Source organism: Clostridium sp. ATCC 25772, from assembly GCF_001573875.1.
Lineage (GTDB): Bacteria > Bacillota > Clostridia > Clostridiales > Clostridiaceae > Clostridium_J > Clostridium_J senegalense.
In genome coordinates this window covers 72,289-88,795 of the sequence record NZ_LFRG01000005.1, presented here as the reverse complement: position 1 = coordinate 88,795, position 16,507 = coordinate 72,289, and the positions used below count along the sequence as shown (strand labels likewise).

The 16,507-nt window shown below is 25.9% G+C and carries 17 protein-coding genes; 2 read left to right on the top strand and 15 right to left on the bottom strand.

The features are described from left to right. Nucleotides 1–3 precede the first annotated feature (3 nt). Together AZI32_RS02805 and AZI32_RS02800 are read right to left on the bottom strand one after the other, a co-directional pair. The gene (locus AZI32_RS02805; RefSeq protein ID WP_061994385.1) at nucleotides 4–1,866 is read right to left on the bottom strand and encodes an ABC transporter ATP-binding protein; all 1,863 of its coding nucleotides are present in this window, start codon (nucleotides 1,864–1,866) and stop codon (nucleotides 4–6) included. 1 nt (nucleotide 1,867) lies between these two features. After that, a complete protein-coding gene (locus AZI32_RS02800; protein ID WP_061994384.1) occupies nucleotides 1,868–3,595 on the bottom strand; it encodes an ABC transporter ATP-binding protein in 1,728 nt (575 codons plus the stop codon). Nucleotides 3,596–3,908: 313 nt separating this feature from the next. On the opposite strand from AZI32_RS02800, the gene AZI32_RS02795 reads away from it, so the two are divergent. Beyond that, nucleotides 3,909–5,249, top strand: coding sequence for a Na+/H+ antiporter NhaC family protein (locus tag AZI32_RS02795; RefSeq protein ID WP_061994383.1), 1,341 nt, complete (start codon nucleotides 3,909–3,911; stop codon nucleotides 5,247–5,249). A 127-nt stretch (nucleotides 5,250–5,376) separates the two neighbouring features. Here the strand turns inward: AZI32_RS02795 and AZI32_RS02790 are convergent, their stop codons facing one another. The 6 genes from AZI32_RS02790 to AZI32_RS02765 all read right to left on the bottom strand — a co-directional run bounded on the left by AZI32_RS02790 (nucleotide 5,377) and on the right by AZI32_RS02765 (nucleotide 10,639). After that, nucleotides 5,377–6,147, bottom strand: a complete 771-nt coding sequence (locus AZI32_RS02790) for a DUF2087 domain-containing protein (RefSeq protein ID WP_061994382.1) — start codon at nucleotides 6,145–6,147, stop codon at nucleotides 5,377–5,379. Between the two features lie 199 nt (nucleotides 6,148–6,346). Beyond that, the gene (locus AZI32_RS02785; protein WP_061994381.1) at nucleotides 6,347–7,129 is read right to left on the bottom strand and encodes an ABC-2 family transporter protein; all 783 of its coding nucleotides are present in this window, start codon (nucleotides 7,127–7,129) and stop codon (nucleotides 6,347–6,349) included. Continuing rightward, the gene (locus AZI32_RS02780) at nucleotides 7,110–7,886 is read right to left on the bottom strand and encodes an ABC-2 family transporter protein (RefSeq protein WP_061994380.1); all 777 of its coding nucleotides are present in this window, start codon (nucleotides 7,884–7,886) and stop codon (nucleotides 7,110–7,112) included. The genes AZI32_RS02785 and AZI32_RS02780 overlap by 20 nt, the downstream gene beginning before the upstream one ends. Continuing rightward, nucleotides 7,883–8,860, bottom strand: coding sequence for an ATP-binding cassette domain-containing protein (locus AZI32_RS02775; protein WP_061994379.1), 978 nt, complete (start codon nucleotides 8,858–8,860; stop codon nucleotides 7,883–7,885). Before AZI32_RS02775 ends, AZI32_RS02780 begins: the two co-directional genes overlap by 4 nt. A gap of 55 nt (nucleotides 8,861–8,915) precedes the next feature. After that, on the bottom strand, nucleotides 8,916–9,809 hold the full coding sequence (locus AZI32_RS02770; RefSeq protein ID WP_061994378.1) for a GNAT family N-acetyltransferase: 894 nt from the start codon (nucleotides 9,807–9,809) through the stop codon (nucleotides 8,916–8,918). A 122-nt stretch (nucleotides 9,810–9,931) separates the two neighbouring features. Then, a complete protein-coding gene (locus AZI32_RS02765; RefSeq protein WP_275934969.1) occupies nucleotides 9,932–10,639 on the bottom strand; it encodes a nitroreductase family protein in 708 nt (235 codons plus the stop codon). Nucleotides 10,640–11,004: 365 nt separating this feature from the next. On the opposite strand from AZI32_RS02765, the gene AZI32_RS02760 reads away from it, so the two are divergent. Further along, on the top strand, nucleotides 11,005–11,196 hold the full coding sequence (locus AZI32_RS02760) for a DUF6440 family protein (RefSeq protein WP_061994376.1): 192 nt from the start codon (nucleotides 11,005–11,007) through the stop codon (nucleotides 11,194–11,196). A 301-nt stretch (nucleotides 11,197–11,497) separates the two neighbouring features. Here the strand turns inward: AZI32_RS02760 and AZI32_RS02755 are convergent, their stop codons facing one another. The 7 genes from AZI32_RS02755 to AZI32_RS02725 form a co-directional block, all read right to left on the bottom strand. Further along, nucleotides 11,498–12,409 carry a transposase gene (locus tag AZI32_RS02755; protein WP_061994375.1) on the bottom strand — a complete coding sequence of 304 codons (912 nt, stop codon included), beginning with the start codon at nucleotides 12,407–12,409 and terminating at the stop codon, nucleotides 11,498–11,500. 302 nt (nucleotides 12,410–12,711) lie between these two features. Then, entirely contained in the window at nucleotides 12,712–12,882 is a 171-nt protein-coding gene (locus AZI32_RS02750) for an aspartyl-phosphate phosphatase Spo0E family protein (RefSeq protein WP_010299334.1), read from the bottom strand. Nucleotides 12,883–12,949: 67 nt separating this feature from the next. Next, nucleotides 12,950–13,726, bottom strand: a complete 777-nt coding sequence (locus AZI32_RS02745) for a GNAT family N-acetyltransferase (RefSeq protein WP_061994374.1) — start codon at nucleotides 13,724–13,726, stop codon at nucleotides 12,950–12,952. A gap of 59 nt (nucleotides 13,727–13,785) precedes the next feature. Continuing rightward, a complete protein-coding gene (locus AZI32_RS02740; protein ID WP_061994373.1) occupies nucleotides 13,786–14,313 on the bottom strand; it encodes a hypothetical protein in 528 nt (175 codons plus the stop codon). Between the two features lie 165 nt (nucleotides 14,314–14,478). After that, on the bottom strand, nucleotides 14,479–15,048 hold the full coding sequence (locus AZI32_RS02735) for a GNAT family N-acetyltransferase (protein ID WP_061994372.1): 570 nt from the start codon (nucleotides 15,046–15,048) through the stop codon (nucleotides 14,479–14,481). A gap of 140 nt (nucleotides 15,049–15,188) precedes the next feature. Next, on the bottom strand, nucleotides 15,189–15,635 hold the full coding sequence (locus AZI32_RS02730; RefSeq protein ID WP_242865253.1) for an HIT family protein: 447 nt from the start codon (nucleotides 15,633–15,635) through the stop codon (nucleotides 15,189–15,191). Nucleotides 15,636–15,702: 67 nt separating this feature from the next. Beyond that, nucleotides 15,703–16,467, bottom strand: a complete 765-nt coding sequence (locus AZI32_RS02725; protein ID WP_061994371.1) for a class I SAM-dependent methyltransferase — start codon at nucleotides 16,465–16,467, stop codon at nucleotides 15,703–15,705. Nucleotides 16,468–16,507 lie beyond the last annotated feature (40 nt).

Below are 16,507 nucleotides of genomic sequence, written 5' to 3'. Positions count from 1 at the left end.
ATATTATATTTTATCTTCTTTTTTTAATTGCTTAGAATACATATCATAATAAACTCCTTTTTTATCAATAAGTTCATTATGATTTCCTTTTTCTTTTATTTGTCCATCATCTACTACCATTATAGTATCTGCATCTCTAATAGTACTAAGCCTATGTGCAATTATAAAACTAGTTCTTCCTTTCATAAGTTTTAACATTGCCTCTTGTATATTTAGCTCCGTACGGGTATCAACACTGCTTGTAGCCTCATCTAAAATTAATATATCTGGGTCAGATAAAATCGCTCTTGCTATAGATAACAGTTGCCTTTGTCCCTGGCTTAAGTTGCTTCCACCATCTAAAAGAACTGTTTCATAACCTTTTTGCATACGTCTAATAAATACATCTGCATTTGCCATGATTGCAGCTTTCTCTACTTCTTCATCTGTTGCTTCTAGCCTTCCATATCTTATATTTTCCATTATTGTACCAGAAAAAAGATATGTATCTTGTAATACTATACCAAAGCATTTTCTTAAATAATCTCTTTTATAATCTCTTATATCAACACCATCTATTAGAATTTTCCCCTTTGATACATCATAAAATCTTGCTAATAAATTTACGATTGTAGTTTTTCCAGCTCCTGTTGGCCCTACTAATGCAATGTTGCTTCCTGCCTTAACATGAAAACTTACATCTTTAAGTATTAGTACATCTTCTCTATATCCAAAAGAAACATTTTCAAAAATTACATTTCCTTTTAAATTACTGATTTCTCTTGCATTTAACCTATCTTTATCCTCTTCATTTTCATCCAAAACTTCAAATACCCTTTCTGCCCCAGCTACAGCAGATTGTAATGTATTAAAAATATTTGCCAAATCATTTAATGGTCTTGTAAATTGTCGAGAATAACTTAAGAAACTTGCAATTATTCCCACTGTAATCATATTTCTAACTGCAAGAATGCCACCAACACCAGCAACTACAGCAAACCCTATATTATTAATTACGTTCATAAGTGGCATAATAAATCCTGATAAGATTTGAGCTTTTATACCTACATTACAAAGTTTATTGTTTATACTATAAAACTCTTCAACAACCCTTTCTTCATAGTTAAAGGCCTTAACTACAAAAATTCCTGATATAGATTCTTCAATCATTCCATTAAGCTTACCAAGTTCTACTTGTTGCTCTTTAAATAAAAATTTTGTTCTTTTAGCAATAGTTTTCGTAAGTAAAAAAACTAGTGGTATAGTTATAATACTAGCTAATGTAAGCCATGTACTTAAAGTTAACATCATTATTAAAGAACCTACTATAGAAATTACTCCTGACATTAATTGAATTATAGATTGTGAAATAGTAGTACTTACATTGTCAATATCATTAGAAAGCCTACTCATAATGTCTCCATTACTATTAGTGTCAAAAAATGATATCGGTAACTTTTGAAGCTTTTTAAAAAGATCATTCCTTAAGTTTTTTACAATTTTTTGAGATATACCTGCTATAAAATATCCTTGTAAGAAATTCAATATTCCATCAACAATATATGAACAAATTAATACAATTACTATTATTTCCAACATTTTAAAATTTACTAAACCATTTCCAAAGGACATAATATCTATTGAACGACCGATTAGATAAGGTACTGCTAATGATATTAATGAAGTAATTATTATAAAAATAAATACTAATACTAATAGTTTTTCTTCTTCTTTAAAATATCTCCACAATCTTGAAATAGTTTTTTTAAAATCTTTTGGCTTTATAACTGGACCCATATGTCTTTTTCTTCCACCAAAACCACCTGGTCTAATTGAAGGGCTTTTTTGTATTTGAATTGATGTATCTTTATATTTATCACTTTTCATACTATACCAGCTCCTTACCAACCTGAGATAAAAATATCTCTTTATAAACCTTGCAGCTTCTCATAAGTTCTACATGCTGCCCAATACCAACCACACTTCCATTATCAATTACTATTATCTTATCAGCATCCATAACTGAAGTAATACGCTGAGCAATTACTATAGATGTAAGATTTGTAGAATAATTTTTTATAGCTTCACGTATTTTTCCTTCAGTAACTACATCTACTGCACTTGTACAGTCATCTAATATAAGAATTTCTGGTCTTTTAATCAATGCTCTGGCAATAGAAATACGTTGTTTTTGTCCACCAGATAAATTTATTCCTCCTTGTCCAAGAATTGTATCATAGCCTTCTGGTAAATTCTTAATAAATTCATGAGCCTCTGCCACTACAGCAGCTTTTTCAACTTCATCATAGCTAGAATTTTCCTTTCCCCATCTTATATTATCTATTATTGATCCTGAAAAAAGAATTATATTTTGAGGTACTATAGCTACTTTTTCTCTAAGCATTTTTAAATCTATATCTTTAATATCAATATTATTTATTCTTATATTCCCTGAATTAACCTTATAAAAACCTTCAATCAAATTAACAATAGTACTCTTTCCCGAGCCTGTAGATCCTATAATCCCAATAGTTTCTCCTGACACACAAGAAAAACTTATATTTTTAAGAACAGGTTCCTTTAAATCATTAGAATAAGAAAAACTTACATTTTCGAAATCTATTTTTCCCTTTAATAAATTATTATAAGGTTGTTGTTTTTTTACATTCATATCACTTTCTTCTTGAAATATTTCTCCTATACGCCCTGCTGAAGCTTTTGCTTTAACTAACATAGTAAATACAAAAGATATCATCATTAATGAAAATAATATTTGTGTCATATAGTTTATAAATGCAATTATTTGTCCCACTTCCATATTGCCTTTATTTACTCTAATTCCACCTATCCAAATAATTGCTACTATTCCTAAATTAACAGTAAGTGTAATACCTGGTGAAAATATTGACATTATGCCCATTGCCTTAGTTGATATGTTTGCCAATTTCTCATTAGATTTTTGAAAACGTTCTGTTTCATAGTTAAATCTATTAAAAGCTTTAACAACCCTAACCCCTGCTAAATATTCTCTTATTACAGAATTTACTTTATCTAAAGATTTTTGAATTCTTACATAAAATGGATAACCTATTTTCATATTCATATATATAATTATTGATACAATAGGTATAACTACTATAAATGTTAAGGACATACTAGGATTAAGGTTTATAGCCATAATAATACTACCTATACATAAAAGAGGTGCTTTTACAAAAACTCGCATAAGCCCATTAACAAAATTCTGAACTTGAGTAACATCATTACTAAGCCTTGTAACCAAAGAAGCTCTATCATATTTATCTAAAGTTACAAAAGAAAGACTTTGAACTTTTTTAAAAAGATCATATCTAAGCTCTGCACCAAACTTTTGAGATACAGTACTTGATATAATATTACGACTTACTGCTGATAATGCCCCTAATACAGTAATTCCAAGCATTAGTATAGTCATTTTTAAAATAAAATCCATTTGCTTATTTTTAACTCCTATATCGATTATTTTAGACATTATAGTTGGTTGCATAAGATCACAGGCAGCTTCTAATGTTAAACAAATTATTGCAATACAAAAAAGTTTCCAGTATTTTTTTATATACTTATTTAAAAAGTTCATTACTATACACCTCATCCTATAAAACTTCTTTAATATAAAATATTTTATTATAAATTTTTTATAAAATTCTTCTTTCTTATATATTTAATCATAAAAAATATACTATGCAAAAACATAATATATTTTAAAATTATATAATTTTTTTAAAATAACCTATACTTTTAACTGATTATACTTATAGAAAAAATTCATTTGTCTCACATTATAATTCGTGTTACCATAATCTTAATTATAATTGTACTACTTTTAATCATAAAATTACATTTTTCTACTAAATATAAATATTAATTTTCAATGAAGGGGCGTTTATTTTATGGATATAATTTTAGCTATGCTTTTCACATTTTTTATACTAATTCTTTCTGTTTATAAAGGAATCTTTGTTGGATTTCCATTATTATTAGGATTTTTGATTTTTACTTTCATTTCATTTAAAAAAGGATTTATGATAAAAGATATTTTCAAAATGTCAATTGCTGGAGGAAAAAAAGCTATTGTTGTTTTAAATGTATTTGTATTAATAGGTTGTATAACTGGTATATGGATGGCTTCTGGAACAGTTCCTGCAATAATATATTTTGCTATAAAATATATGAATTTAAATTTTTTTATATTATATGCTTTTCTAATAAGTTGTATTGTATCCTTTCTTTTAGGTACATGCTTTGGTACAGTAAGTACTGTAGGAGTAGCATTAATGTTAATGGCTAAAAACGGAAATGCAAATATAAATATTGTTGCTGGGGCAATTATTGCTGGGGCTTATTTTGGTGATAGATGTTCACCTATGTCTTCTAGTGCAAATTTGATATCAAATTTAACTGAAACCAACCTTTTTATAAACGTAAAAAATATGTTCAAGACATCATTACTTCCATTTATTTTATGTGTAATTTTCTATACAATCCTTTCAATAAAACATCCACTAAATCTTACGCAAAGTAATATGGATGTAGAAATACTAAATACTTTTACAATAAATTGGATTATTTTATTGCCTGCAATACTAATTTTAATTTTTTCTTTATTTAAAGTAAACGTTAAAATATCTATGCTTGTTAGTATTCTATCAGCCTGTATCATTGCCATAATATTTCAACATTACACACTAGTACAAGTTTTTAAATTTATAGTTTTAGGATTTAACTTAGATTCTCATAACTCATTACAAAATATATTCAAAGGTGGAGGAATTATATCCATGTGTAAAGCAGCATTTGTTGTTTTTATTTCTTGTGCTTTAGCAGGTATATTTAATGAAACAAATATGTTATCAAATATTGAGGTCATATTAACTAAAGCTCAAACAAGATGTAGTTTATTTATATATACTACTATTACTAGTATTTTCACTGCAGCCTTTGGATGTAATCAATCTATTGCTATTGTTTTGACACATCAACTTATGGATAAAAGCTATGAAACCAAAAATATTGATAAATATAAATTAGCTATAGATTTAGAAAATACAGCAGTTTTATTATCTGCACTTATACCTTGGAATATAGCAGCATTTGTTCCAACTACTACTATGGACGTTAGCGGTGTAGGATTTATGCCCTTTGCTTTATATATATACCTTGTTCCATTAACTAACATCATATTTCTTAAAATTTCAGATAGAAAAAACTTAAAATACTCTATAAATAGTTGAAATTTTTTTAAATTAATATAAGTCAATATATAACTTATATTAACAAGAATATACGATTATAAATTATAAAAGCTAGTAATTGTACTATTACTAGCTTTTAAATATAAGTTATTTTAAATTTTAAAATTTATTCTTTAACCCAATAACCACTACAGTCATTTGAACGTTCAATAAATCCATACTCAACTAATGCTCTTCTTAAAGAAGCATAATCCTCATATATTCTTTTTAAAATTCTATTTATTTCTTTTTCAGAATAAATTTTCCCTTTAGAAAAATTCTTAACTACTTCTTTTAATATTATTATTTTTTTCTTTTCCTTTGATGGATATGTTTTTATGGCACCTGTTTCATCCATGTACGTTTTAATTATAGTATTTCTTTCCTTATCAGTTATATTATATCTATCGTCTATAGTAGTTGCTGTTTTATGAGGGTCACACAGAATATCTTTATCTACTTTATTTATTTTCTTCTTAGTATCCTTTGAAATTAAATCCATAATAGCCAAAAACAATCGTGCTTGCTTTTCTTTTTCTCTTAACTTATAACGATGATTTCTAACAGTTGATTGCGCAACACCAAGTTTTGATGCCATGTCTTTATCACATAATCCTTCAGCCATCAACATTAATAATTCTCTTTGAACATCAGATATGCCAGTAAAACTACTATTCATTCCTAATAAATATTCTATCACAGAACTATGCTTGTCTTTTATATGCATTTCCGTTGTTTTTTTAGCATCATATAAACAAGATTCTATTTCATAGATTCTTCCCTTTGTAAATATTTCCTCACAAATTATGCATTTATAACTATCATCATTTTCTACATACCCTTTTTTCACTTCTTCAATAGTTGCATCCCAAAATAATTCTTTGTTACTTTTATCCATATTATCCCCTCCAACATTATCTATTACTTATATAATATAGTTTTATTTAAGTTTTGTCTATACATATACAAACATTTTTATCATTTGTTTGTTTTTATTGATTTTTTCATAACAAAAAAACTAATAGCATATACCCGCTATTAGTTTTTCCTGAACTTTGTTAATATAATAGATGTTCTATTTTTATTATACATGCTTACTACATATTCACCGCATGATATTTCTTAACCCCATTTTTAAACACATAGAAAAATATTATCATTAACATAATTGGAACTAAAATTATTATAAAAACATATATATTATTATATTTATTCAACGCTATTCTACATGGTATTGCACTCATAATAAATACTGGAATAATAAATGTTAAAATATATCTGACTCTATTAGAAAATATAGTATCCGGTTTCTCAGCTAAGGATAAAAACTGAACTATTATTGATGATAAAGCAAAAGAATGAATACCATATAGCTGCAAAGAAAAAATGATTGCAAATATTAAAACCATAGATATAGTTGATAATATTATTGATACAATATAGAATAATGAAATTCTTACATTACAATTTTTTAAACATATTAAATTAACTATAAATAATGGAATAGTAGAAAGTAATGCAGGAATATTTATATTACGATATAAATAATATTTCAAATTAGTTACTGGTGATAGTAATGCATATACAAATAACCCTGACCAAATTTCATCACAAAATATATCTAATCCTTGGGTGAAAAATACAGCAAATAAATTATTTACAACATAGTAGCAACTTAAATATAAAAGCATTTCCTTTGAAGAGTAAGTACCATAAGAATTTAAGCTTGTTGACATCAGAAGATACCCTAAAAACATTGAAAAATACATTGAAAAATCTGCAAGTACCCAACTTATTAAATTGATAGGATATTTTCTACTACGCTGAGCAGCATATATAAATGATTGTTTTAATAATCTCTTATGTTCCATAACTGACATACTTTTTTACACCTCTCTTCCATACTACAGCTGTCAAAATTGATAATATTAAAATCCATATTAATGGAACAAAATAATACAAACCATTTATATAAAAAAATTTGTTAGTAAAAAGTTTACTTGGAACATAGCTCATATAAGAGAATGGCATAAGCATTAATAGTTTTTCATATCTATAATTTAATATATCAATAGGAAAAAACGCTCCAGAAAAAATTAATATAAAAAAGCCTTTTACTGCACTAATTCCCCATATTTCATTAAGATAAAAGCAAAGAGCACCAATAAAAAAAGATAATAAACAATTAAGTATTAGCGCTGTAGCTAAAAAATATGATAGCTTTAATGATAATACTAATCGTACATGAAAAAAGATTATAAAAATAATAAGTGGGACTATTATCAATAATAATCTAATTAATTTTTCAGATAATTTATTAATAATTAACTGTGTTGAATAATGCATAGGTAAAAGTAATCTATATCCTAATTTAAATGTCTTAATATCTTCAGCTATTTTACTTTCTAAATTGAATTGAGTAAAATCCAAAATAATATTTGATAATGTTATATAAATAATCAATTCATGAAAGGAGTATGTTAGTTCATTTGTTGATGCAATTGACTTCCAAAATAAATAATTAATTATTAACGGAACTATAAGTGAACTTATTATTTCTATAAAAAAATCAATTCTATAATATGAAAATCGTTTAAATTGAAATTTTATATTAGATATAATTTTCAACCTTTTCATTCTTTAATACCTCTTTTATATAAATTATCAATCATATCTTCAAGAGTTGCATTACTGAAATTAACACATTCAATTTTATCAAAATTATTTTCAATAAATTTCAAAACATGCAAACTATTTTCTTCGCTATATTTTATGAAATATGACTTGTTAGAATCTTTATTGGATATATTTAAACCATTAATATTTATACATTCATCTATATTTTCACAACTAAAAGAAACTAATTTTCCTAATTTAGTATAATTACTAAGTTCATTTAAATTTCCATTAAATATTGTTTTACCTTTATCTATAATATATATTCTTTCGCACAAAGCTTCAATGTCTTGTATATTATGACTGGTCAATATAATGCATGCATTGTTTTGTTTTACATATTGCTTTAAAAAATTACGTATTATTTTACATGACTGATAATCTAAACCTAGTGTTGGTTCATCTAAAAATATAGTATGAGGTGTATGGAGAAAAGAGAGAATAATTTCACATTTCATTCGCTGTCCTAATGATAACATTCTGCATTGTTTATTTATATCCAATTCATTTAGTAAAAGATTCTCTGCCATTTTTCTTGTATTTTTTAATCCTTCACTTTCATCAATATTATAGTAAGCACTATATAAACGTACTGAATCTATTAACGAAGCATCTGAATCTAATTTTGTATTTTGGCCTAAGATTAATGCAACATCATTTCTATATTTTTTATTTTTTAAAAAAGGATTGTAACCATTTATAGATATTGTTCCTTTGTCAGGTTTCATAATACCAGACAGCATTTTTATAATAGTTGTTTTTCCTGCACCATTTAACCCTATAATACCTATGATTTCACAATCATTAGCAATAACATTAAAATTTTCAACTGCAACTTTTTCAGCATATTGTGGATTAATTAAATTACCTATAACACCTTTACCACAATGCTGCTTTATTTTAAATGTTTTACTAATTTTAGTTGCACTAATCATTTTGACCTCCTATTAATTACTTATATATAATTTTATTTTAAAATCTTATACACATTTACTTTTCTCTATAAATATTAGAAATTACAGTATCATAAAACCCTACCGCTTTATATATATTAACTGCTTCATTAATAATGTTTGTACTTAAGTAAACACATTTAACTCCATCATCAATTGAACTATTTATTACATAGTTTACTAAAGCCTGTCCTATTCCTCTTTTTCTATATTTTTCATTTACAACTACATATTCAAGTCTTGAAAAACTTATATCTTCTAAATAAGCCCAACAAACAAATCCAATAACCTTATTTCTTTCATTTAAAACACAGGCTAATTTATATTCATTGTTTAAAAGTTCCTCCATTTTTTTCTTATTACCATTCCACCTAAAAGCTTTATCTAGTAATTTAAAACTTTCATCTATAATTTTTTTATTACTTTTATCAATTAAATTTATTTTCCATTGAGATTCTTCTTTTTTAACCCCATTAATATCATAACGCATTTCTCTTGACGTTCTTCTATACTTCCATCCCAATTCTGAGTAGCATTGATCTAATACAACATTTTTATGGGATACTACCGCTTCTAGAGTATTAAATATCTCCATTTTATTATCTAATACCAGATTTATTATTATATTAAGACCTTCTTTAAAGTGAAATTCTTCATTCACAATAGGACCAATAATATATCCATCTCCTTCATTAGGAGTATATAAGTAACCACTTATCCCAATAGGTTTATCTTCATAAAATATAATATATATACTTTTTTCCAATGTATTTTCATACATTTCAACTTCTGCTAATAATTCTTTCATATTATCACACTTAGGGTAACCCAGTTCATATTCTCTATTGACTCTTGAATGTTCTAGCATCTTCTCTACAAAATATTGATCATCCTTTGAAAAAGGTTTTAAACTAAACATTTTCTTTCTCATAACAAATTTCTCCTTATCCCTTGTTATTTATTTTTTAATCTTATAAATATATCTATTATATTTAAACATATTTCAATATATATTCTTAAAACTCCTCCTAAACTATTTAATAATTTATTTAATTATAAATCAAACTTAGATTCTTTTAAGTTTTGTCTAATACCATATCCTAGCTTGTCAAGCTCATCTTTTTTAAATTTATTATATGCATAAGCTTGCCCTAGATTATAAATATTTTTCAACTTAAAACTTTCAAGATTTTCTTTACTATTTTTCATTAAAAATAAAGTTTCTTTTTCTTTATACCATTCTATAATTTCTTCCTCAGTAGGCTCTTTATAAGTATTATAATGAATAATAGTTTCCTTTGGTAGCCTATCAGAAAGCTTTCCATTATTATTAGGATATCCTAAACATATCATTACTGCTGGAAAAGTATATTCTGGATTATTAATAACATTTTTTACATTTATAGAGGTTATATCTCCATAATAATATGCACCAAGTCCTAAACTTTCAGCAGCTATAACAATATTCTGTAATGCAATTAATGCATCCCAAATAGCAATATAAAAACCTTGCAAACTATTCACCCAACAATTATCTACTACTTTATCTACTTTAAACCATTTGCTAGTTCTAAATTGATCTGCTAATGCAAGAATTACCAAAGGAGTATTATAAACACCTAACTGATTAAGTTTATTCTTATCATTAATAACAACAAAAGAATAAGATTGTAAATTTCCACCTGTAGCCGCCCTTATACCAGCATCAATAATTTCTTCAATGATGCTATCTTCAACTTTCTTATCTAAAAAGCTTCTGATAAATCTATGGTTTAGATCTATGGTTTTTTAAGTTTTCAATTACAGCATTACTCATTTTACCACCCCTTTAACAATATTAACTAAATATACTCCAAATACTTAATAATTAACAGACTGTTATTTATTTCCTTTTTATGGTATAATTATTATATAGAATAAATATCAATTATAGCTTTTTTAAATATAACAGGCAGTCTATTAAAGACTACCTGTTTTTACATTTCTATAATCTAATTTAGCATTATTATATCTATTTTCCTTATCACTTTTTGTTTAACTTAACATTATTCTAATATAAAAATTTATATATAATGAGAATTTAATTCTATATTTCACGAAACATATAAATTTAAGGAGGATTTGAAATGTTTAAAGATAAAAGCGATAACAAAAGATTTGAAGTCATTTATAAAGAAGATAATATCTCTGGTTGTAAAATACTTGTAGACAAAGAAACAGGAGTTCATTATTTATTTAGTTGGACTGGATACGTAGGTGGAATAACTCCACTCTTAGATCAAAACGGTAAACCAATTGTTTCTCCAATTAACAAATAACCCCTCCCTAAAAGGTGACAGTTATTAAATATTATTAAATACTAAAAGATATCTCATATTTTAGTATATTACTGTAATTTTCTTTAAATTTAATAACTGTCACTAATAAAATAGGGTATTTTAAATAGTTAACAGTAACCAACTATATATAATACCTAATTAAAAGTTTCAATATCATATTTTCTGAAATAGCTTGTACAATTTTCACTCAAAAGTATTAGTCTTAATTTTTTAACCTATTTTTGCTGTAAAAGTTTTAATTTTAATTTTTATATATATTTTTTTAATTTTAATTTTTAAACTACCCTATGAAATTTTCAAAAATCATTTTATAATGGCTATTATTTATGATTAGTTTTATAGCTCTATTTCCTAATTGAGATATCCTACTAACACTTAAGCTCCCAAGATTCATAGCTATATCCTTGCATTTTTTTTCACAAAATGCTGTTGCAAGTAATGTTACCATAGCTCTAGCGTTTTGATTATAGCTTCTATTTTTTATAAATATTTCATTAGACTGTATATTTTCTTTTTTAGCTACAAAATCTACTACATCTTCTATTTTGTAATCTGATTTTAATATTCCCCTTTCATTAATATATTTTTCTTTTTTACTCTTAATTCTTAAATCTAATTTCTTTAAATTACCTACATGCTCTTCCATAGTATATTCAAATAATTGGGCATATTCCTTTCTTGCCTTCTTTTTATTTTTATCTAGAAATTCTAATATCCTTTCTTCATCCAAAACCCCGAAAAGGTCTCCTTCTCCTAAATAAGTTGACATACTTGAAAATAAATATTCTTGCGGACATTCTCTAAAGCCTGGTAAATCTTTTGCATTTCTATGAATATATAAGGATACTGCCAATAAATACCTATCATTGTCTATTATTTCACTTTTGAACCTACCTTTACATAAACGTGAATCTAATTCATATTTCTTATTATAGAACTTAACATATCTTAAATTTAAACTTTTCATTATTACAGAAATATCTTGATCTTGACAATCTATAAGTAAATGAGCATGATTGTCCATTAAACAATATGCGTATAACTTAAATGGATATTTCGTTTGGCTTTCTTTTAACTTAATCATAAAAGTTGCTTTATCTACATCTGATTTAAAAAGCAATCTATCTTTAACACTTTTTATAATTATATGATATATTGCATATTTTTCTTTTTTTCTTGGCTGAGTTGGCACTTTAATACACTCCTTAATTTTTATGCTTTTATCTTGATACTTGACACATTCAACTTTTATATTCACTTTTCTTATCTATAACACCTAACTCTTATGAATGTATAAAATAAATCTGCAAATTTTATTTTTCTTATTATGGTTAATGGTTATTATGGTGACAGTTATTAAATTTCCAAAACAACTTTTATAAACATATATTATCATTTAAATATTTAATGACTTTTACTTAATTTAATATAATTTCTGAGAAATTTATGAAATACGCCTCGAAGAAGGGGTTTTATTTTAACCCCTTCAGCTGTTTACTTTTTCAATTCTTTGAGTATATCATTATAATTATTCAAAGCTTGATCAAGTTTTTGGCTTGCTGCAATGACTTCTGGATGTAGTAGGTCAGATTTCTCATTAATTAAATCTTGAAGTTCTTGTCTCATAACCAAAATAATTTTTTGCATATCTTCAATTTTTCCCAAAATAATCCCCCCTTCATTATAATCATATAATAAAGGAGGGATTATTTTGAAATTTAATAACTGTCACTTATATACGTCTCAAATCGATACAATACGTATCATAGTCCTCTTTAAATATATATCCTAATTTTTTAGCCAATGCTACTGAGGGTAAATTTGCTGCATCCCAACTAGGATATTTATTTCCACTTAAACAATCTAAAATCAATGACGCACAAACTATTGTAGCAAATCCTCTTCTTACATAATCAGGATGAGTATCAACTTCAATTTCTATACCACCATCATAAACACTGTAAGAAGATGCAACTGACACTATTTTATCATGATGTAAAATACAATATCCTATTCCCTTTTTTATATAGTCCTCTATAGAACTATACTGACTTGTTATATCCAGCGAAAGATCTTGTAATGATTTAGAATACGCTAAATATGAATCTATTTTTTTTAATTCATATCCATCAGGAATCTTTTTTAAAAACTTTTTAAGCCTTTCTTCTTCTAAATACTTGCTACTTTTCTCAAAAGAATATCTTTTAACTTTCTCTACTCGTCCCTTATGAACGTCTTCTATGCGCTTTTTCCATTCGTCACTCTTTACAATTACTAAGCTATATTTAGGCAAGTTATATAACATTTCTTCTGCCACATCAGAACTTGCATCCCCTGCAAAGAACACAAAAACTCCAACTATAATTTGTACCACTTTAGGATTTTTTATATCATCAACCCATGCTTTTCCCATATGGCCTTGTAAACATGATAAAATCATAGTATCATCCATGCCATCAAACATATGAAACAAACCTTTTTTTAAATCACTATCAGCTTCATAAAACATCTTAAATCTCCTTTAAAAGTTTAATATATCAAAAATATATATTTCCTTATACTAAAACCTTAATTACATTCTATTAATTTCTTTATTTCAGTAATTATAACATCTGGTCTAGTTTCATTTATGCAGTGATTGCTATTTTCTACAACTTTCAATTCACTTTTATTAGATAAATTTTTTAGCCCATCTACTAAACTCCTCCATAAAACTTCAATCTGCTCTGCTTCTAGTTTAGGAATACCTTCTTTAATCATTTCATTAATTGAATAATTACTATCTGTTTTAAGTATTACTGTAAAAACATTTGGAAATTCACCATCATTTTTCATACTAATTATATTTTCTCTTATATCTACAAGCTCTGAAAGTTGATTTTCATATATTTGTGGTCTTATATCAAATTCTAAAATTTCCTTTTGAATATCCTTGGGTAGATTAAGCTGTTTATCTGTCAACTTTGCTCTTATTTCATCTCTTAATTGGTCTTTAGTATATTTAGAGTACTTTGTCCATAAATTTAAATATGTCTCATCTGAACCTGTTTCATTTGATACTGGAAGCTCTAATGTGAACAACAATAACTGTTGCAATTTTTGATACTTCCTCTACAATATCTAACCAATGATGAATCCCAATTCCCATTCCTGGCATAATTAATATATTTTTTTGCCATTACCTTTAATAAAATATTCAATTTTTCTTCCATTTATATTTATAAATCTTCTCATAAATCATCATCTCTTTTAAATTTTATTTTAATGATTTGTTTCATTAATAATACTATAAATTTCCCTATCTTCAAATTTTTCAGTCCACATATTGTATATAGAATCTTTCTTTACTCCTTCTTTTCTAAAACCAAGTTTTAAACTTAAGTTTATAGATGCAATGTTATTAGGATGTATATTAGCTTCTATTCTATGCAATCCTATTTCATTAAACCCATAATCAATAACTACTTTTCCAACTTCACTCATAATTTTCTTATCCCAATAATTCTTATTTAACATATATCCTATATCAGCCTTAAAATTTACTTTATCAAAGCTATGTAATGTTATAAAACCTATAATATTATCATTACCTTTATTAGTAATTCCCCAGCGGATAATTTTCTTATTTTTATATGCAGATTTAAAAAAATTTGCTGCTTTCTTAGCTTCTTCTAAACTCATCATTGGCTTCATTTGTTGATATCTTACAGCATCATCATTAGAATAAATTTCATAAAACTCCTTATAGTCATTAAATTTAATTTCTCTAAGAATAAATTTTTCTGTATCTAATTTAGGAAACTTATCCTTAAAAATATCTACTTTTTTCACCCAAATCACATCCTTAGTTAAATCTATATAATAACTGACCTAAGTTAAATATATATCTAAATCCGTTAGGTAGTACTATGGAATCGCATAATTGTATTCGCTTACCATAAGCATTAAACTCTACTTTATTTAAATATTCCTCAATTTATTTTATTAAACTCATCTTTTACCATTTCAGCTACATCTAATACCCTATTAATCTGAGTATCAGTCTTTAAATTTTCTCTAGCGTATTTCATTATTTCTCTAATTGCTGGCAATGAATTATCAAACTTTTCATCTATCCACTTGTATCTTGGAAATAACCATACATGAAAATGCTTTGACCTTTCTTCTTGTATTATAGTTACATCTGTAAGGCTGTCTATTTTTTTCAGAATATTTCTACTCTTATATATAAGCTCTGACAACTCTACCATTTCATTCATTCTCAATTCACTTATAGATCTAATGTGTTTTTTACTCACTATAACTAAAAAACCTTCAATAGGCACCTCTAAATCTTGTTGAATGATAAAATTTTCTGTTTCATAAATTATCCCACCTGGTATTTCCATTTCCTTATTAGCAATTGCACATCCTATCACTCAGCTTCACAATTATTGTTTAAAATATCTTTAACCATAAACCTGCGCTCTCCCATGTCTTATATACTTATATTTTATTTAATTTACACCAACTAATTTCTGTGTTATATTCTAAAGTTACTTTGTCATTTTCACTATATTTATTAAATAATTCCTTTAATTCAACCATCATACTTTCAAATTTCGGATTCTCTTCACTAGGCATATATGAATATGAACAAATTAATCCCTTTAACCCTTCAAAATCTACTTCTTGTCTATTTATTAAGTTGTTCTTGTGTATAATTTCATCCTTAAAAAATTCAACTTTAGAATCTTTTATAGATTCTTTAATATATTTCTCCCCATATTTTTCTGTAAATTTTAAAAATTTACTCATAAATTCATCGGATTTTTTTGGTATATTATATAAAATTACAATTGAGCCATTCGGCTTTAATATTCTTTCAAATTCTTTTCTTGTCTCCATAGTTTCAAACCAATGAAATGCTTGTCCCACAGTAATGACATCTACTGATTTTTCCTTTAGATTTGTATCCTCAGCACCACCATTAATAGAGTGAAAATCATTGTATTCTCCAAGGGATTTTTCAGCTACTAATCTCATATTCTCATTAGGTTCGACGGCATAAACTTTATTTTTATTCTCTAAAAAAACTTTACTTAGAATTCCTGTGCCTGATCCTATATCTGCAATTATACTCCCCTTACTTAGTCCGATAGTTTCTTCTAAATACTGTATTATTTCTCTAGGATATGTTGGTCTATATTTCCCATAATTATCTGCACGATTATTAAATCTATTTTTTGGATTAAGTTCTTTTAAACTCATATAAAATTCACCTTCCAATTCTTTCATAATAAAATTCATT